Source organism: Microbacterium sp., assembly GCF_049650565.1.
Taxonomy (GTDB): Bacteria; Actinomycetota; Actinomycetes; order Actinomycetales; family Microbacteriaceae; genus Microbacterium.
On sequence record NZ_JBASAK010000001.1, the window covers coordinates 1 to 16,536 of the forward strand.

The 16,536-nt window shown below is 69.2% G+C and carries 24 protein-coding genes; 8 read left to right on the forward strand and 16 right to left on the reverse strand.

Features of this window, described 5'->3' with window-relative positions:
- Window positions 1-630: sensor histidine kinase (locus WA967_RS00005; RefSeq protein ID WP_424418749.1), on the forward strand; the 630-nt coding region annotated here is incomplete at its 5' end.
- Window positions 631-919: 289 nt separating this feature from the next.
- Here the strand turns inward: WA967_RS00005 and WA967_RS00010 are convergent.
- From WA967_RS00010 to WA967_RS00025, 4 genes are all read right to left on the reverse strand, one after another.
- The gene (locus tag WA967_RS00010; RefSeq protein ID WP_424418751.1) at window positions 920-1,657 is read right to left on the reverse strand and encodes a YidC/Oxa1 family membrane protein insertase; all 738 of its coding nucleotides are present in this window, start codon (window positions 1,655-1,657) and stop codon (window positions 920-922) included.
- Window positions 1,658-1,720: 63 nt separating this feature from the next.
- On the reverse strand, window positions 1,721-1,990 hold the full coding sequence (locus tag WA967_RS00015; protein ID WP_424418753.1) for a DUF6412 domain-containing protein: 270 nt from the start codon (window positions 1,988-1,990) through the stop codon (window positions 1,721-1,723).
- A 60-nt stretch (window positions 1,991-2,050) separates the two neighbouring features.
- Complete coding sequence (locus WA967_RS00020) at window positions 2,051-2,797, reverse strand: SDR family oxidoreductase (RefSeq protein ID WP_424418754.1); 747 nt, start codon at window positions 2,795-2,797, stop codon at window positions 2,051-2,053.
- 39 nt (window positions 2,798-2,836) lie between these two features.
- Window positions 2,837-3,307 carry an FHA domain-containing protein gene (locus WA967_RS00025; RefSeq protein ID WP_424418756.1) on the reverse strand — a complete coding sequence of 157 codons (471 nt, stop codon included), beginning with the start codon at window positions 3,305-3,307 and terminating at the stop codon, window positions 2,837-2,839.
- Window positions 3,308-3,485: 178 nt separating this feature from the next.
- Here WA967_RS00025 and WA967_RS00030 point away from each other — a divergent pair, with 178 nt between their 5' ends.
- Window positions 3,486-3,689, forward strand: a complete 204-nt coding sequence (locus WA967_RS00030; RefSeq protein ID WP_424418758.1) for a hypothetical protein — start codon at window positions 3,486-3,488, stop codon at window positions 3,687-3,689.
- Window positions 3,690-3,697: 8 nt separating this feature from the next.
- Here the strand turns inward: WA967_RS00030 and WA967_RS00035 are convergent, their stop codons facing one another.
- From WA967_RS00035 to WA967_RS00055, 5 genes are all read right to left on the reverse strand, one after another.
- On the reverse strand, window positions 3,698-4,210 hold the full coding sequence (locus WA967_RS00035) for an FHA domain-containing protein (RefSeq protein ID WP_424418760.1): 513 nt from the start codon (window positions 4,208-4,210) through the stop codon (window positions 3,698-3,700).
- 14 nt (window positions 4,211-4,224) lie between these two features.
- Entirely contained in the window at window positions 4,225-4,653 is a 429-nt protein-coding gene (locus WA967_RS00040) for a CBS domain-containing protein (RefSeq protein ID WP_424418762.1), read from the reverse strand.
- Between the two features lie 156 nt (window positions 4,654-4,809).
- Complete coding sequence (locus tag WA967_RS00045) at window positions 4,810-5,751, reverse strand: CorA family divalent cation transporter (RefSeq protein ID WP_424418764.1); 942 nt, start codon at window positions 5,749-5,751, stop codon at window positions 4,810-4,812.
- Window positions 5,748-5,912 (reverse strand): hypothetical protein, encoded by a 165-nt coding sequence (locus WA967_RS00050; RefSeq protein ID WP_298861163.1) that lies wholly within the window; start codon window positions 5,910-5,912, stop codon window positions 5,748-5,750. Before WA967_RS00050 ends, WA967_RS00045 begins: the two co-directional genes overlap by 4 nt.
- Window positions 5,913-6,025: 113 nt before the next feature.
- Window positions 6,026-6,355 (reverse strand): hypothetical protein, encoded by a 330-nt coding sequence (locus WA967_RS00055; protein ID WP_424418766.1) that lies wholly within the window; start codon window positions 6,353-6,355, stop codon window positions 6,026-6,028.
- A 63-nt stretch (window positions 6,356-6,418) separates the two neighbouring features.
- On the opposite strand from WA967_RS00055, the gene WA967_RS00060 reads away from it, so the two are divergent.
- On the forward strand, window positions 6,419-6,775 hold the full coding sequence (locus WA967_RS00060; RefSeq protein WP_424418768.1) for an ATP-dependent DNA ligase: 357 nt from the start codon (window positions 6,419-6,421) through the stop codon (window positions 6,773-6,775).
- A gap of 124 nt (window positions 6,776-6,899) precedes the next feature.
- On the opposite strand, the gene WA967_RS00065 is transcribed toward WA967_RS00060, so the two are convergent.
- Window positions 6,900-7,076: a hypothetical protein gene (locus tag WA967_RS00065; protein ID WP_424418770.1), complete on the reverse strand. Its 177-nt coding sequence runs from the start codon at window positions 7,074-7,076 to the stop codon at window positions 6,900-6,902.
- Window positions 7,077-7,272: 196 nt separating this feature from the next.
- On the opposite strand from WA967_RS00065, the gene WA967_RS00070 reads away from it, so the two are divergent.
- Both WA967_RS00070 and WA967_RS00075 read left to right on the forward strand, forming a co-directional pair.
- The gene (locus WA967_RS00070; RefSeq protein WP_424418771.1) at window positions 7,273-8,157 is read left to right on the forward strand and encodes an SDR family oxidoreductase; all 885 of its coding nucleotides are present in this window, start codon (window positions 7,273-7,275) and stop codon (window positions 8,155-8,157) included.
- The gene (locus WA967_RS00075) at window positions 8,154-8,465 is read left to right on the forward strand and encodes a hypothetical protein (protein WP_424418773.1); all 312 of its coding nucleotides are present in this window, start codon (window positions 8,154-8,156) and stop codon (window positions 8,463-8,465) included. The genes WA967_RS00070 and WA967_RS00075 overlap by 4 nt, the downstream gene beginning before the upstream one ends.
- A gap of 3 nt (window positions 8,466-8,468) precedes the next feature.
- On the opposite strand, the gene WA967_RS00080 is transcribed toward WA967_RS00075, so the two are convergent.
- Entirely contained in the window at window positions 8,469-8,789 is a 321-nt protein-coding gene (locus WA967_RS00080; protein WP_424418775.1) for a hypothetical protein, read from the reverse strand.
- A gap of 306 nt (window positions 8,790-9,095) precedes the next feature.
- Between WA967_RS00080 and WA967_RS00085 the strand changes: the two genes are divergently transcribed.
- Window positions 9,096-10,136: an NAD(P)H-dependent flavin oxidoreductase gene (locus WA967_RS00085; protein WP_424418777.1), complete on the forward strand. Its 1,041-nt coding sequence runs from the start codon at window positions 9,096-9,098 to the stop codon at window positions 10,134-10,136.
- Window positions 10,137-10,143: 7 nt separating this feature from the next.
- On the opposite strand, the gene WA967_RS00090 is transcribed toward WA967_RS00085, so the two are convergent.
- From WA967_RS00090 to WA967_RS00105, 4 genes are all read right to left on the reverse strand, one after another.
- Window positions 10,144-10,716, reverse strand: coding sequence for an NADPH-dependent FMN reductase (locus tag WA967_RS00090; RefSeq protein ID WP_424418779.1), 573 nt, complete (start codon window positions 10,714-10,716; stop codon window positions 10,144-10,146).
- Between the two features lie 70 nt (window positions 10,717-10,786).
- Entirely contained in the window at window positions 10,787-11,650 is an 864-nt protein-coding gene (gene purU, locus WA967_RS00095) for a formyltetrahydrofolate deformylase (RefSeq protein WP_424418781.1), read from the reverse strand.
- 78 nt (window positions 11,651-11,728) lie between these two features.
- The gene (locus WA967_RS00100; protein ID WP_424418783.1) at window positions 11,729-12,253 is read right to left on the reverse strand and encodes a Dps family protein; all 525 of its coding nucleotides are present in this window, start codon (window positions 12,251-12,253) and stop codon (window positions 11,729-11,731) included.
- A gap of 47 nt (window positions 12,254-12,300) precedes the next feature.
- Window positions 12,301-12,570, reverse strand: coding sequence for a DUF7218 family protein (locus WA967_RS00105; RefSeq protein WP_424418784.1), 270 nt, complete (start codon window positions 12,568-12,570; stop codon window positions 12,301-12,303).
- Window positions 12,571-12,683: 113 nt separating this feature from the next.
- Between WA967_RS00105 and WA967_RS00110 the strand changes: the two genes are divergently transcribed.
- Complete coding sequence (locus tag WA967_RS00110; RefSeq protein WP_424418786.1) at window positions 12,684-13,142, forward strand: glutaminase; 459 nt, start codon at window positions 12,684-12,686, stop codon at window positions 13,140-13,142.
- Between the two features lie 102 nt (window positions 13,143-13,244).
- Here the strand turns inward: WA967_RS00110 and WA967_RS00115 are convergent, their stop codons facing one another.
- Window positions 13,245-13,964, reverse strand: a complete 720-nt coding sequence (locus tag WA967_RS00115) for a glutamine amidotransferase-related protein (protein WP_424418787.1) — start codon at window positions 13,962-13,964, stop codon at window positions 13,245-13,247.
- Window positions 13,965-14,065: 101 nt separating this feature from the next.
- On the opposite strand from WA967_RS00115, the gene WA967_RS00120 reads away from it, so the two are divergent.
- Window positions 14,066-16,536, forward strand: a 2,471-nt coding sequence (locus WA967_RS00120; protein WP_424418789.1) for an ATP-dependent Clp protease ATP-binding subunit, incomplete at its 3' end; no start/stop codon positions are given.

Below are 16,536 nucleotides of genomic sequence, written 5' to 3' on the forward strand. Positions count from 1 at the left end.
CTCGCCGAGAGCGCGGAGCAGGAGCGGCAGGCCGTTCTCGCCGAGCGACGCTGGATCGCCGGCGAGCTGCACGACAGCATCGCCCACCACCTCACCGTCGTGGCACTGCACGTGCAGATGCTCGACGACCCGAAGGTGAGCGCGCAGTCCCAGGAGGCCATCCGTGTCGCCGCCCGCAAGGCGATGGCCGATCTCCGCTTCGTCATCGAGCTCGCAGACGACGGTCCCCGGGCATCCGGAGTCCCCACCGGTGATCTCGGTGAGGCGATCGACGAGGCGCGAACGGAGATCTCCGCGGCCGGCCACGAGGTCGTGGCCGAGGGCGATCCACTCGACGAGCGGATCCCGCGCATCGTGGACATCGTGTTCGCGCGCATCGTCCGCGAGTCCGCCACCAACATCCTCAAGCACGCCGGAGCCGGCGTGGTCGCCATGCGGCTGCAGATCGACGACGAGCACGCGACACTCAGCATCCGCAGTCCCCTCCCGACCACCCCGCGCCGTGACCTCCCGTCCAGCGGGACCGGACTGAACCGCATGGCCGAACGGGTCATCGGCGCGAGCGGCGAATTCACGGCGGGACCGGTCGACGATGCCTGGGAGGTGTCGGCGCGCCTGCCGATGACGTGAAGATCTGGACGAAAGTCCAATGAAGTCTCGCCTTTCGGATCTGTCATTTGCGAGGGTGCCGGGCTTAACCTGGTGTCTCCCCAGATAAGCGTCCCCAGCGCTACGATCGCGAGCGCGATCTTCGAGATTCTTCTGTACCCCACGCGCTCGCGATCGTTCTGTGTAGCAGGCTCTCATGCCCGCTCCGGTCGCTCCGGATGCCTCCTCCGGTGTCCCTTGACGGCTGTCGAGCGGCGGGCGAACGAGCGCTTCGCATCGCCGTCGCCCACCGCTGACCAGGCGGCAGAGGTCAGGCCGGCAGCGGGTACCGGCGGCGCAGCAGCGTGCGCTGCGCGAGTGTCCATGCCACCGTCACCACCAGGTACAGCGCAGCCGCCAGTGGCATGAACACCGCGAACACGGCCGTCAGATAGTGAAGGGCGCCCATGAGCCCGAGCATCCCACGCCGCGCCAGCCGGCCCTCGAGGGGCGCCTGCGGTCGGAACGCACGGCGGGTGACTTCGGCGACCACCAGGAGGACGACCAGCACCACCGCCCACGCGATCGCCGTCGCAGGATCCAAGCCGCTGCCGACCGCGTGCACCAGTGATGACCCGAGCGGTGCGCCGAACAAGTCGTGGCTCAGCAGCGCGTTCGCATGCCCGACGATCTGCGGGCGCAGGAACAGCGTGTACAGGACGCCGATCACGGCGGCCTGCACGAGCAGCGGCAGACAGCCCGCCAGCGGGGACGCGTGCTCGTCGCGGTAGAGCGACATGGTCTCGCGCTGCAGCCGCTCGCGATCCTTGCCGTGGTGCTTCTGCAGATCGCGCAGCTTCGGGGCGAGGCGGGCGCGAGTGCGCTCGGTCTTCGCCTGCGAGACGCCGACGGGGATGAGCAGGGTGCGCACCAGCAGGGTGACGAGGATGACGGCCAGCGCGGCGGCCGTGGTGCCGGCCAGCGGTTCGAGGAGATCGACGAGCTGGATCAGGGCGCGGTAGGCGCCGTCGAGAAGAAGAGTCAGTGGTGGGAAGGCGAAGATGTCCAAGGCGAGTCCGTTCGCAGAGGTGAATGGGGTCGGCGAAGGCCGCGTTCCCCGCTCAGCGACGGGTCACGCGGCGGCGGCTCCCGGTGCTCGCGGGCGCCGGTGCCCTGCGGCATCCGGGTGACTCTGCGCGAGCAGTGTGGACGCATCTATCGCCCGGTGGGGATGAGGCGCCGAGCGGGTGCCGAAGATCGGCGATATCAGGGCGAGGGCGATCGTGATCACGGCGACCGCGACGAGCACCACGGCGATGCTCAGCATCCCACCCGTGGAGAGGCCCTGCGGGAGCGGGACGAACCCCAGCGCGGTCAGCATGAACTGCAGCAACTGGATCATCGGCATCTCCCTTCCCTCAGGGGCACAGTACCCGAGGTTCGCAGTATGAATGCAGGGAGTTCAGGAGTGGGCGAGCAGCCACTCGCCGAAGCTGGTCGGCAGGATGCGGGCGTGGGGGCCGGGGATCAATGCCTCGCGCTTCAGGCCACCGCCGAAGTACACGCCCGTGGGACCGGCGTGCACGACGCGCTGGTCGCCCTCCGCCCGCAGCGCGCGGGAGACGAACTCGGCCAGCGGCATCCGGTCGGGCCCCGCGATGTCGAGATCGGTGTTCACGGCGGAGCCGAGGGCCAGCTCCACGAGCAGATCAGCCACGTCCGCGCCCGCGCAGGGCTGCACCAGGGCATTCGGCAGCGTGACCACGCCGTCGGCCTCCGCCTGCGCGGCGATGGTGGGCGCGAACTCGAAGAACTGCGTGGCGTGCACGATCGTGAACGGCACGCCCGATGCGCGCACGGCGCGCTCGCCCGCGACCTTCCCGGTGTAGAACGGCACATCGTGGCGGTCGGAGCCGACGATGCTCAGGGCCAGGTGATGGCGGATGCCGTGCTCGCGCTCCGCACGCAGCAGGTTCGCCATCCCGGTCGTGAAGTACTCCCGTACGGCATCCGGGTTCGTCGCGCGGGGCTTGGACACGTCGATCACCACGGAGGCGCCGTCGAGGGCGGCATCCAGACCTGCACTCGTCAGCAGGTCGACACCGGTGCTGGGGGAAGCCGCGACGGCTTCCCGCCCGCGCTCGCGCAGGCGGGTGACCGTCTTCGCCCCGATCTGCCCCGTGCCACCGACGACGACGAACTCAGCCATGCCTCCAACGTACGCCGACTGGAGCCGACGCCGTCCCGATCACCCGTGCGTCGGGATCGCTCCCGTCGAGGGATAGTCCGGGCGCTCGTTCTGCCGGTGCTGGTGCGTGCCCTCGCCGCCCTCGCGTCCGCCGTAGGGGCGCCCGTGGTCCGCATACTCGTCGCGGCTGAACACCAGCATCCACTCCCCGATGGTGAATCGAGCGCCGGTGCGCAGAGTCTCGACCCGCTCGCCGTCTTTCGCATCGGGGTCGTTGGCGTTCATCATTCCGGGCGCGTGCATGGTCAGCACGAACTCATCGCGCTCATCGTGCACGATCGTCGCGTGCAGAGGGGCGGCGCCCTCGAGCCGCAGCCCGCATCCGGCGTCCGAGCCGATCGTGACCGTCAGGTCTGTCAGATGATGCACCGATCGATCCTCGTCGTGCCGTGAGATCAGCAGATGAGGATCCCCGGCACCCCATTCGGCGTGCGTCGTCGTCGGCGCGTAGCCGCGCAACTGCTCAGCCATTTCCCTTCCTCCTATCCGTGGATGATCCTCGGGTCGGCGGGAGGTGCTCTCGTCGACCCTGTCAGAAGGTCGCGGTAAGCCTTGACTCAGAGGGTACCCGCGTGCGCGTGGGAAGGCCAGGGGGTGGCACGCTGATCGAGCGCTGCCGAGGATGGACGGGCGAAGAGAGGAGCACGACATGACCGAACCCGAGATCCACACCTGGTGGCCGAGCCTCACCGCCGACGCCAAGCATGCGCTCGACGCCCTCGGCGGGGAGACCATCCCCGACATCGTCCGCGACGAGGTCGAGATCCTGACGGGGGTGCGCATGTCCAGGGAGGAGCAGCTGACGATCCGCGACCGCGAGTTCATCCGCACTCAGGGCGAGGCGGTCGACTGAGCATCCGCTCAGCCGTTGCGGACCTCCCACTCCCGCCCGTCGTCGGCATCCCGGCCATCCTCGCGCTGCGCGGGGTAGTCGGGGCGCTGCGGCTGAGCGGGCTGATCCGACAGCTCGCCGCCCTCGCGGCCGCCGTAGGGGCGGCCGTGATCGGCGAACTCCTCCCTCATGAACACCAGCGTCCAGCCTGCGACGGTGAAGCGGGCGCCGGTGCGCAGGATCTCGCTGCGATCATCGGTGCCCGCGTTCATCTCGCCCTCGCCGTGCAGGTCGAGGACGAACTCGTCGCGGTCATCGTGCGTGATCGTGGCGTGCAGGGGATCGGCGCCGGCGAGCACGAGTTCGGAATCCGGTGAGGATCCGATGCGGGTCTCATCGGCCGTGAGATGGAACACCTCGCGGACGTCCTCCTGCGAGACCAGCAGGTGCGGGTCGCCCCCGCCCCACCCGGCGTGCGTGGTGGTCGCATCCGCCGGGCGCCTGCTCAGGTCCTTCGCCATGGCCTCCTTGTCGGTACGCATGTCCGCCTCCTCCGTCAGAGGGTGATCTGTTCGATGGTCTCGCCGGTGTCGCGCGGTGCGAGGCTCCGGGCGATGTCGGCCTCGGCCACGATTCCCACCAGCACGCGATCATCGATCACAGGGATGCGGCGGATCTGGTGCTGCCGCATGAGGGCGAGCACCTCGCGCACATCGTCCTCGGCGTCGACCAGCACCGGCCGGCCCTCGGCGAGCATGCCCGCTGTCGTCGTCTCAGCGGACTTCCCGTTCGCGATCGCCTTCACGACGATGTCGCGGTCGGTCAGCATCCCCTTGAGCTTGCCGTCGTCGCCGCAGATCGGCAGAGGGCCGATGTCCAGGTCGTTCATCAATCGCGCGGCCCGCGCCAGGGAATCGTTCTCGCCGATGCACCGCGCACCCGGCGTCATGATGTCCTTGACCCGGATCTCGGTCGTGAGCGTCATCATCTCTCCTCATCTCGTGTTCGAAGAACCGATGCTACGGATCGCCCCACGCTCACCGTAGGGGCTTGACAGGCGTCTGCGTCGGCGTCAAGGGGCTGGTCGGCGCATCATCGTCCATCGAGGATCAGAGGCGTTCACTGCGACGAGGAGTGATGCTCAGCTGTCGTGGCGCTGGTTCGACCCCATCCAGCCGCGACGCCGGAACAGGAGCACGGCGCCCACGTCGAGGACCACGGTGGCGATCACGACGAACACCCAGCCGTTCTGGGCGTGCAGCAGCGGCATGTCCTTGAAGTTCATGCCGTAGAGACCCGCGGCCACCGTCGGCAGTGCGAGCAGCGCCGCCACCGCGGCGATGGTGCGCATGTCGCGGTTCTGCCGGGAGGACACGTTGTTCTCGTGGCTGGAGACGACGGCATCCAGGGTCATACGCTGCGTGGAGAGCAGATCGGCGATCGCGGTGAGGTCGCTGCGCATGTGCCGGAAGAAGGTGCGCAGCTCAGGGTCGTCTTGGAGCAGTTCGTCGAGTGCGTCGGAATTGGTCTCGAAACCCTGACGCAGGGCGGAGGCCGCGCGGTCGAGGTGCCCGATGCGCCGGCGCAGCCGGTAGATGCGCTCGTAGTCCTCCTCGACATCGGGGTCGAACACCTGCGTCTCCACCTGGTCGAGTTCGCTCTCGATCGAGGCGACGGTCGCCTCGTAGTCGCAGACCACGGCATCGAGGATGCGGTAGGCGGCACCCAGCGGCGTCGCGCCGGCGGCGTCATCGCGCTCGACCAGCGGTCGCAGCGCCCGCGCCGGACCGTCACCGTCCCACTGAACCGTCAGAAGCCGGACGTCGCCGGCCAGGATGATGATCTCGCCGGGGCGCTTGGCCACCTTGTCAGGGGCGATGTCCCAGGCGATGACGAGCAACTGCCCGTCCAGCACCTCCAGCTTGGGCGGTCGCCCGCGCTGGAGGGAATCCTCGCGGAGCGCCGGGTGGGCGGCGAGGCGCCTCACCTCGGCCAGCACGTCGCGCTGATCGCGATCGACGAGGCCGACCCAGGTGAAGCCGCCGTCCGCAGCCTTCGATGTTGACTCCGGTGTGAGGGTCACGCCGCGTTCCGGCCGGAGATCACCCTGATCAGCCAGGCGATCACCGCCAGAGCGAGCAGTACGAGCCCCACCCAGAGCAGGAAATTGAGCGACTGCACGAGTCCGCCGGTGATCGCGAGGATGATCGCGACCACCGCGATGATGATGAACAGGAGGTTCATGTCGATCCCTTCGTCACGCGGGGCGGAGATGCCCCGGCATCCGCTGAGAATACGAGGATGAGGATGGCTCGAGAAGGGGGTTGACGACGGGTGCTCGCACCTGCCAGGCGATCTCACTCCTGACGGGCGGGCGCCTCGGGCTGGGACATGTCCTCGGGCACCATCATGATGCCGCCGCTGGTGTTGGCCGAATGCGCCATCGCGGTGATCCACTCGGCGTGCAGCTCCGGGGGCTCGGGCTCGTCGAAGACGAAGCGCAGCGGAATCGACGGGTGCAGCCAGATCGTCGAGCGTCCGCGCACGTCGCCCTCGGGATGCTGCCACGACAACGTGAAGCTCTCGTTCCGCCGGAGCTTGGTCGCGATGACGACCTTGAGATGCGCGAGGGCACGATCCTCGATGTGGATCGGCTCGGGAGTTCCGCCGTAGTAAAGCAGGCCCATGTCGCCTAACGTAATGTGTGCAGATCGAAGCCGGTAGTGGGTCTTCGGGCAGACGGAGGCGCAATGGGCAAGTTCATCTATGAGGGCGGGGTCAAGGCCGAGTTCGAGGATCGCGCCCTGACGCACCTGCAGCTGGTCATCACCGCCAAGCTGCGGCGCGGTGAGCCGTTCCCGTTCACTTGGCGCGAGGACGTCAGCATCGGCGGTGGCCGGAGCACCGTCTGGCTGCATCCCGGCAGCTCCCTCGTCTTCAAGTACTACGGCAGCCGTCAGCCGGCCATCAACCGCGGATGGACCGAGGCTCTCGCGTTCACGGCGAACTCCCCGGGCGGCCTCTACCTCGTGCCGGAGCCGCCGGATGCCGGGGACGGGGGAGCCGCCACGGCGGAGATGCAGGCTCCCGTCGCCGAGGATGGATGAGCGTCGCGGATTCCCGCGTCTTTCTTCTGAGTGCGGTCCTCGTCCGAGGCGCCGTCCCGGGTGCCGTCGTCCTGGCGCTGGGGCTGAACATGCTCGGGCATCATGCCTTCGTCGATGCCGCTCATCACGACGTCCCCTCCTCGTCCCAGAACGGGTCGTCGAGAGCCTCCACCCGCGCTCCGTCGTCGCGCAGCTCGTCCTCGTCGAGCCGGTCGTCGACGTCCTCCCCATCCGCCGCGAGGGAACCCTCGGCGGCGCGGGACGGACGCTCCTCGTCGGGAACATCTCGTGGATCCGACATGAGATCTCCTTCCTCCGTGTGCGTGTGGACCACTGTGCGCCAGACGGGAGGACCGCGGATCCCCGTTGACATGGCTCTCGCACGCGCGTAGGGGCGCCCTCGCGCGCGTAGAGCCGCGGCTGCGGCTGTCAACCCCCTGGGTCGGGAGCCGGCGCCGTGCGACTGTCATCCCACACAGTCCAGAGAGGGAGACGCGATGAGCGACAGCATGAGGGATCCTCGCGAGGAGTTCTGGGACGAGCCGGTGCCCTCCCAGCAGCAGGACCAGCCGGGGAGCACAAGGGAGACCGAGCCCGAACCCGACCACGGCGAGACCGAGTATGTCGGGCATGATCGGCTCCATGGTCGCCGCGCGTTGATCACCGGAGGGGATTCGGGCATCGGTCGGGCCGTCGCCATCGCCTTCGCGCGAGAGGGAGCAGATGTCGCGATCGCGCATCTCCCGGTTGAGCAGGACGACGCGGACGACACCCTCGAGGCGGTCCGTCGAGAGGGCAGGACCGCAGTGAGCATCGCCGGCGATCTGCGGGACGAGCAGTTCGCGACGGAAGTCGTGCAGCGGACCCGGGAAGGACTCGGCGGTCTGGACATCCTCGTGCTCAACGCCGCATTCCAGCACGACATCGACGACTTCGCCGAGCTTCGCACCGAGGACATCCGGCGCGTGTTCGAGACCAACCTGCTGGGCACCATGGTGACCGCCCGCGCGGCGTACTCGGGTCTGGAACCCGGCGCCAGCATCATCGTCACCTCATCGATCCAGGCGTTCCAGCCCTCGCCGGGACTGATCGACTATGCGATGACGAAGGCGGCGCTGGTCGCCTTCGTGAAGGCGCTCGCTGAGGAGGCCGGCCCGCGCGGCATCCGCGTGAACGCGGTCGCGCCGGGGCCCGTCTGGACGCCGCTCATCCCCGCGACGGGCTGGGGTGACGAGAAGCTGAAGAGCTTCGGCAGGGACACGCCGCTCGGTCGCCCCGCGCAGCCCTCCGAGCTCGCCGGAGCCTATGTGTACCTGGCCTCCGATGAGGCCACCTACGTCTCCGGCGCCGTGCTGCCCGTGACCGGGGGGAAGGCGCTATGAGCACCACGCTCTCCGACCCTCCGAGCGCTCCGGCTCCGCGCGGCGACTGGGAGCTGACGCCGCTCGGGCGCGACAACTGGCGGGTGTGCGACCGTGCGCGCCGACAGGGCGACGCCGACTGCCTGATCGCCTACGTGGAGCGCAACAGCACCGGGAGCCTCGATGTGCTGTGGCTGCGCAGCCCATGCCCCCGCGTGACGCGGTTCCGTGACTTCAAGCACATGCTGGACGCTCTCGACGAGGCGGTCATCGCGGCATCCGATCGCTCGCGCGCACCGTCGCCCATTCGCCACCTGCCGCCGAGGTGACCGTCACGAGTCCGTGGGCGGGCTCTCCACATGCTCGTCCACGAGGGCGATGCCGCCGCTGGAGTTGGCGGAGTGCGCGAGCTCCTCGATCCACTGCCGGCTCAGCGGCGGCGCCTCCGGCGCGTCGAACACGAACCTCAGCGGGATGGATGGATGCAGCCAGATCGTGCTGCGTCCCGGGTCGACGCCTTCGGGGTGCTTCCACGACAGGGTGAAGCTCTCGTTGCGGCGCAGCTTGGTGGCGATGACCACCTTGAGGTGCGCGAGAGCGCGGTCCTCGATGTGGATCGGGTGCACGGGGTCTCCGTAGAACAGGCTTCCCATCGCCGGCTCAGCGTCGCACGCGATCGCGGACGGGGTGGGGCTGGGGTGAACGATGCACGGGTCCTCCTGGAGCGTTGCCCGATCCGCAGGAGAGCGGCGGGCTCTTGAGGAATCTATCCCGGATTCCGCGGCATGGACGTCGGGGCGCGGGTGCGGCGGGCCTCCCGAAAGAACTTGTGCGCGCCCCGTCATCAATACCGTCCGGTGCGGCTCAGCGTCGTCGTCTCGCCGCCCCGCGGAGCACGCCGTGCGTCGCACGGTAGGCCGAAGGGAAGTGCGACGATGTCTGCGGCGTAACCTCAGAGCATGACTGATCTGCGCGCTCTGCTCGGCATCCGGCATCCGATCGTCCTGGCGCCGTTCGGCGGACTGTCCTCGGTCGCGCTCACCGCGGCGGTCTGCGAAGCCGGCGGGCTGGGGTCGTACGGTCTCTACGGGTACGACGGGGAGCGGATCCGCACGACCGTCGCCGCGCTGCGGCACGCCACCGGCGCGCCGTTCGCGCTGAACATCTGGTTGCCCACCGGCGATGAGGTGCGGCCCGGGCCGGAGCACGATGGCTATGCGGCAGCTCTGGATGCATTCTTCGCAGAGGTCGGCATCGAGCGGCCGCCGCGGCCCGAGCGATACCTGCCGTCACTGGACGAGCAGCTCGCCGCGATCTGGGAGGCGGCGCCCGCTGTGCTGAGCGTCGTGTTCGGTGTTCCGTCGGCGGCGGTCGTCGAAGAGGCGCATCGTCTCGGCATCCGCGTGATCGGCACTGCGACCACCGTTGCCGAGGCCGTCGCGCTGGCCGACGGCGGAGTGGATGCCGTGGTCGCGACGGGCTCCGAGGCGGCGGGGCACCGGGTGTCGTTCCTCAAGCCCGCGGAGGACTCGCTGGTCGGGCTGATGTCGCTGGTCCCGCAGGTGGCCGACGCCGTGGATGTGCCGGTCATCGCCGCGGGCGGCATCGCCGATCGGCGCGGTGTCGCGGCGGCGTTCGCCCTGGGCGCGTCGGGCGTGCATGTGGGCACGTCGTTCCTCGCGACGACGGAGTCGGCGGCCAACGCTCCTCACCGGGCCGCGATCCGCTCGACCGCTGCGGACGGCTCGGTGCTGACCAGAGCCATGAGCGGGCGGTTGTCGCGCGGTGCGCCGAATCGCGCGGTGCGCGAGATCGAGGCCTCCGGTGCCATCGCTCCGTTCCCGGCGCAGAACTGGCTGACCGGCCGTTTCCGCGCCGTGGCTGGTCCGCGCGGGATGGGCGAACTGCAGTCGCTGTGGCTGGGTCAGTCCGCACCTCTGGCGCGCGGTGGCACTGCCGCCGAGGTCTTCGCCGAGCTGCTGGCGGGTGTGCCCGCCTGACCCCTGGTCAGTGCCTGCGGGCGGCGCGCAGCGGCGCGAGGGCGCGGTCGAGCTCGAGCAGCTCGGTGAGCATGGCCTGCAGCAGCGCCCGCTGCGAATCACGGGGCGTGAACTCGCCGTCCTCGACCTGCTTGACCGCCCACGCCAATTCGACGTTGGTGGTGGTCGGAACCAGGCCCAGCGCCATCTCTGGCACGCGCAGCGCCGTGGTTCCGCGGGTGCCGCCTGAGATCCCGCCGTAGCTGACCGTGCCCAGCGGCTTGCGCCACCACTCCTGATGCAGGTGATCGAGCGCGTTCTTCAGTGCGGGGGAGTAGCTGAAGTTGTACTCCGGCTGCACGAAGACGAACGCATCTGCGGCATCCACCCGCTCGCTCCAGGCGATGGTCGACGCCTGGGTGTACCTGTGCAGCTTGGGGTGGTTCGGCTCGGTCATCAGCGGCAGGGCGATCTCCTTCAGATCCGCCCAGTCGATCTCGAATCCGCCGTGCTTCTCCACCTCGTTCCGAACCCACTCGGCGATCGGCAGGCCGATCCGGCCCTCCCTGACGCTTGCGACCACGATCATCAGCTTCGACATGCGGTTCCCTTCGATTCCCCGTCAGGCTACGCCGCGTCGCGGACGCCGAGCGCGGACGTGGCCGACTGGATCAGAGGATGACGGTGGAGCGGCCGTGGACGATCACACGGTCCTCGGCGTGCCACTTCACGGCGCGCGCGAGCACGTAGCGCTCCACGTCGGCGCCGCGCTGCTGCAGGTCGGCGGCAGATTCCGCGTGCGTGACGCGGGTGACGTCCTGCTCGATGATCGGGCCCTCGTCCAGGTCGGCCGTGGCGTAGTGCGCGGTCGCGCCGATCAGCTTCACACCGCGCTCCTTCGCGCGCGCATACGGATTGGCGCCCACGAACGCCGGCAGGAACGAGTGGTGGATGTTGATCACCGGCACGCCGAGCCGCTCGATGAAGTCGTCGGTGAGGATCTGCATGTAGCGCGCCAGCACCACCAGGTCGACGTTGCCCTGCAGCAGCTCGAGCTGACGCTCCTCCATCTCGGCCTTGGCGTCCTCGCCCGTGCCGCGGGGGATGTGCACGAAGGGGACTCCGAACGAGCGCACGGCCTCGGCGAGATCCGGGTGGTTGGAGATCACCATCTCCACGTCGATGTCCAGCTCACCGCGCTGGGTGCGCCACAGCAGTTCCATCAGGCAGTGGTCGTACTTCGAGACGAAGATCGCCACGCGCTTGCGTCTGGCCGTGTCATGCAGTGACCACTCCATGTCGAAGCGCTCGGCCACCTCGGTGATCGACGCCTCCAACGCGGGCCGGTTCGCCTCGAATCCCTCCAGATGGAACACCGTGCGCTGGAAGAAGCGCCCGCCGTGCGCATCGGTGGAGTGCTGGGCAAGCGAGATGATGTTGGCTCCGTGCGAGGCCAGCACCCCGGCGACGGCCGAGACGATCCCCGGCTGGTCGTCGCAGGCGATGAGAAGGCGCGCGGTGTCGGTCTGCAGCATGGAGGCTCCTAGGGGTGTGCCTCGATTCTGCCCTTCCGCCGCCCGCCGGTCGAATCCTCGCCGCGCAGGAAGCCGCGATCACGCCGGCGTGCGGTTTTCGGCGCTGACCATCCACGCGAACTGCTCGAGGGTCTCCAGCACCTCATGCAGGATGTCCGCGGTGGTCGGGTCCTCCTCGTCGACGGAGTCGTGCACGTCGCGCACCGTGGCGATCACGGATTCGAGTCGCGCCGTGATCAGGTCGATCGTGTCCGTCGTCAGCACCTCGCGGAGGGGGTACGCCTCGAGCGACGTGGTCTTGGAGACCGTGCTGCTTCGTCCGTCAGGAACCGCGTGCAGGGCGCGCATGCGCTCGGCGATGGTATCGCCCAGCCGCCGGGCCGCGTCCACGATCTCGTCGAGCTGCAGATGGGTGTCGCGGAAGTTCGGGCCCACCACGTTCCAGTGCGCCTGCTTGCCCTGAACCTGCAGTTCGATCAGATCGACCAGCACGCGCTGCAGACTCGCACTCAACTCCTTCGACGCGTGGAAGCCGTTCTCGGCGTTCTGGTCCGCGGTCAGCTTCGTCGAGTTCGTCGTGCTCTTCCTGCTCGTGGGCGTCATCTTCTTCTCCTCATATCGGTGATCGTCGGCCTCGGTCGGCGCCGGCGTCAGTGGTTGCGGAGCATGTCGATCAGCTCCGACTTGCGCTTGCCGGAGTAACCGGTGATTCCGAGCTCCTTCGCGCGGGAGCGCAGCTCATCGACTGTGCGGTCCTCGTAGTCCTCCGCCACGCCGCCGCGCTTGCCGACCGACTTCCGTCCATCGCGCGCGGCCGCGTTGGAGATCCGGGCCGCCTTCTCCTTCGAGGCGCCGTCGTCTCTCAGCTCCTCGTACATCTCCGGATCCTTCAGGGTGTTCGAACCGCGTCCGCGGGGCATGATGTCTCCTTCGTCTCTCCGGTGCTGCCAGCCTGCGGCTGCCCGTGCGTCCGCGGGCAGGGGGTTGACAGCGGTGGCATCGGAGATCATCATCCGCGGCGTAGCCTGGATCGGTGACAACCACCGTCTCGCTGCTGGAGGATGCCCGCCGCCGCCTCGCGGATGCACCACGCGAAGGCCTCGGGACGTTGCGCACCTCCCGCTGGCGCAAGGAGCGCATCGTGCGGGCGGGGGAGGCCTGGCATCTGGGCGTGCTGCTGCTCACGGATGACGGGGTGCTGGCCACGGGGGAGATCCTGCGTGCCTCCGAGGAGGTGCGCCGCGGGTACACCGCCATCGCCTCGCGGGCCAGGGCCGAGCGCCGCGCTGCGGCGTTCCGCGGCGGCTTCGCCGAGGGCGAGATCGTGCACCTGGGCTGGCAGGAGCTGGATGCCGCCGCAGTGGACGCGGGTGCGGCGGTCGGCCCGCTGCTGCTGCAGGGCGGTGAGCCGGCGGTGCGCTGGTCGAACACCGGCGTTCCGGTGCCGCTGGCGGGCTACCTCGACGAGAAGATCGCACTGCTCCGCGGCTGAGGGCGACCCTTCGACAAGCTCAGGGACCCGTTCATCTTGGGTCGCTGAGCTTGTCGCTTGTACTGAGCGAGCGCCAGCGAGTCGAAGTGAAGCGTCGTCGCCTCAGCGCCCCAGCAGCAGCTCGGGGAACCGACCCAGCAGGTCGGCGCCGTCGACGGATGATGCCAGCACGCGATCCGCGGTGGCCGCGTACTCGCCGGGGTCGAAGTAGCCGGAGGCCCGGTACACCGCCATCCGATCGGCGAAGTCCTGCGGGGATGCCTCGGGGTGGAACTGCGTGGCGTACAGGTGCTCGCCCACGCGGAACGCCTGCACGGGGCAGGCGTCGTCGGTGGCCAGCAGCACGGCATCGGGCGGGGGAGCCGCGGCCGACTCCTTGTGCGCGGTGAACACGGTGAACTCCGGACCGCTCGGCCCGAACAGCGGGTCGGCCGATCCTTCGGCGGTGAGCCGGATGCGCGCGGCCTGCACGCTCTCGGGATGATCGAGGGTGACCTGCCCGCCCAGCATCCGCGTCACGACGCCGATGCCGTAGCAGGTGAACAGTGCTGTCGTCTCGCCCGCGAGGGCGCGGGTGGCGATGCGCTCCAGATCGCGCTCCACATCGCGCTGCGTCTCGGACGGGTCGGCATCCGTCACGTTGAACGGCGATCCGCCGATCACGAACCCGTCGTACTGCTCCCACTCCACGGTCTCCAGCGACGCGTGCAGCAGGTCCAGACGGTGCAGGTTCGTGATGCTCAGATCGCGCGCGAACGAGCGGTGCTCGGCATCCGCCGCGTCCCGCTCGGGACGCACGCAGACGTACAGCACCGAGGACATGCAGCGAGTCTATTCGGCGGATTTGCCCCGCACCGGGAATAGGGGACATCATGTGATGTTGAAGTTGATAGAAGTACGCTCAAGTTTGGGAGGAAACGATAATGGCCAACGACTTCAACGAGGCGGGCTCGGGATCGTTCGACGACTTCCTCGCCCGGTACCTCGCCGGTGAGCAGGGCCGCCAGGGTCGCTCGATCGATCTCAGCCGGTTCCTCACAGCCCGCACCCAGGGCATCCTGCAGCGCGCGGGCCGCTACGCGCTCGAGCGCGGACAGACCGAGCTCGACGCCCTGCACATCCTGCGCATGATCGTCGAGGACGAGGGCGTCGCCCGGGTGATCCAGCGGCTGGGGATCGACCCCGCTGCCGTCGCGCAGACCGCTGAGGCGCGGCTGCCGGAGGCCCGTGACGCGGCCGACAGCGACACCGCCAGCCTGACGCCCAGCGCCAGCCGTGCGCTGTTCCACAGCTACCAGGTGGCGCGTTCGTCGGGATCGACGTACATCGACCCCGAGCACGTGTTCTTCGCTCTGGTGATCGGGCAGGATGCCGCCGCCGGTCAGGTGCTGGCCCGTGCCGGCGTCACCGCCGAGGGCGTCACGCAGGTGCTGCGCGGCGAGCCCGTGCCAGCGGGTGTCCGCCCGCGGACCGAGGAGGCTGCGGATCCGGCATCCGAGACGCCGATGCTGGATAAGTACGGCCTCGACCTCACCGCGCGTGCTCGCGAGGGCGGACTCGACCCGGTGATCGGCCGTGAGACCGAGATCGAGCAGACCATCGAGATCCTCAGCCGCCGCACCAAGAACAACCCGGTGCTGATCGGCGAGGCCGGCGTCGGCAAGACGGCCATCGTCGACGGGCTGGCCCGCGCCATCGTCGACGGCGCCGTGCCCGCACAGCTGAAGGGTCGCCGCGTGATCGCGCTGGACCTGCCCGCCATGCTCTCCGGCACCCGCTACCGCGGCGATTTCGAGGAGCGCATCACCAAGACCATGGATGAGATCGCCGTGCACAAGGACGAGATCATCGTGTTCGTGGACGAACTGCACACGGTCGTCGGCGCCGGCGGCTCCGGCGAGAGCGGCGGTATGGACGCCGGCAACATCCTCAAGCCGCGGCTGGCACGGGGAGACCTGCACCTGGTCGGCGCGACCACGCTCAGCGAGTACCGCCGCATCGAGAAGGATGCCGCTCTGGAACGTCGCTTCCAGCCCGTGAAGGTGTCGGAGCCGTCGATCGAGGACACCGTGCGCATCCTGCAGGGACTCAAGCCCGCCTATCAGGAGCACCACGCGGTGACCTACACCGACGAGGCCATCCGGGCCGCCGTCGAGCTGGGCGCCCGCTACCTGCCCGACCGGGTGCTGCCGGACAAGGCCGTCGACCTGATCGACCAGGCCGGCGCCCGGCTGCGTCTGCGGCTGGGCATGGCGACCGATGTGAGCGCGCTGATGTCGTCGCTGGCCGAGCTGGAGGCGCAGAAGAACGCTGCGGTCGGCGCCGAGCACTATGAGGAGGCGTCCCGCGTGCGCGACGAGATCGCCGCCGTGCAGGCGCGCATCGACGAGGCCTCCGCCGCGGCATCCGCGTCGGACGGGGCCGACGAGACCGTCGTCGACGAGGCGCAGATCGCCGCCGTGATCTCGCGCGCCACCGGCATCCCGGTCAGCCGGCTGACGGAGACCGAGCGCGCCCGGCTGGGCGACCTGGAGCACGACCTGCACGCCCGCGTGATCGGGCAGGACGATGCCGTCGCCGCCGTGGCGCGGGCCGTGCGTCGCAGCCGCACCGGGATGGGCGACGCGCGCCGCCCGGTCGGCTCATTCCTGTTCCTCGGTCCTACCGGCGTCGGCAAGACCGAGCTGGCGAAGGCTCTGGCCGATCGCCTCTTCGATGACGAGACGGCAGTCATCCGCTTCGATATGAGCGAGTTCGGCGAGCGGCACACCGTGTCGCGCCTGGTCGGCGCCCCTCCGGGATACGTCGGCTACGACGAGGCCGGTCAGCTCACCGAGCGCGTGCGGCGCAACCCGTACTCGATCGTGCTGTTCGACGAGATCGAGAAGGCGCACCCCGACGTGTTCAACCTGCTGCTGCAGGTGCTCGACGACGGGCGCCTGACCGACGGGCAGGGTCGTACGGTCGACTTCCGCAACACGGTCATCGTGATGACCTCGAACCTCGGCTCGGAGTTCCTGGCCTCGCGGTCGGGCGCGCTGGGATTCGTCGCGTCGCGGGACGCCTCGGGCTTCTCCTCGCAGGAGGACCTGAAGGCCCGCGTGATGGGGAAGCTGCGGGAGGCCATGCGTCCTGAGTTCCTGAACCGGATCGACGAGATCGTGATGTTCCAGAAGCTGTCCCGCGCAGAGCTGGACGAGATCGTGCGGCTGATGCTGCGCGAGACCTCGGCACGGCTGGCGGGCCGTGAGGTCACCTTCGAGGCGACGGATGCCGCGGTCGCGTGGCTCGGCGAGCACGGCTACGAGCCCGAGTACGGTGCGCGCCCGCTGCGCCGGCTGATCCAGCGCGAGGTCGAGGACCGCATCGCCGACCTGTTCGTGGACGGCTCGCT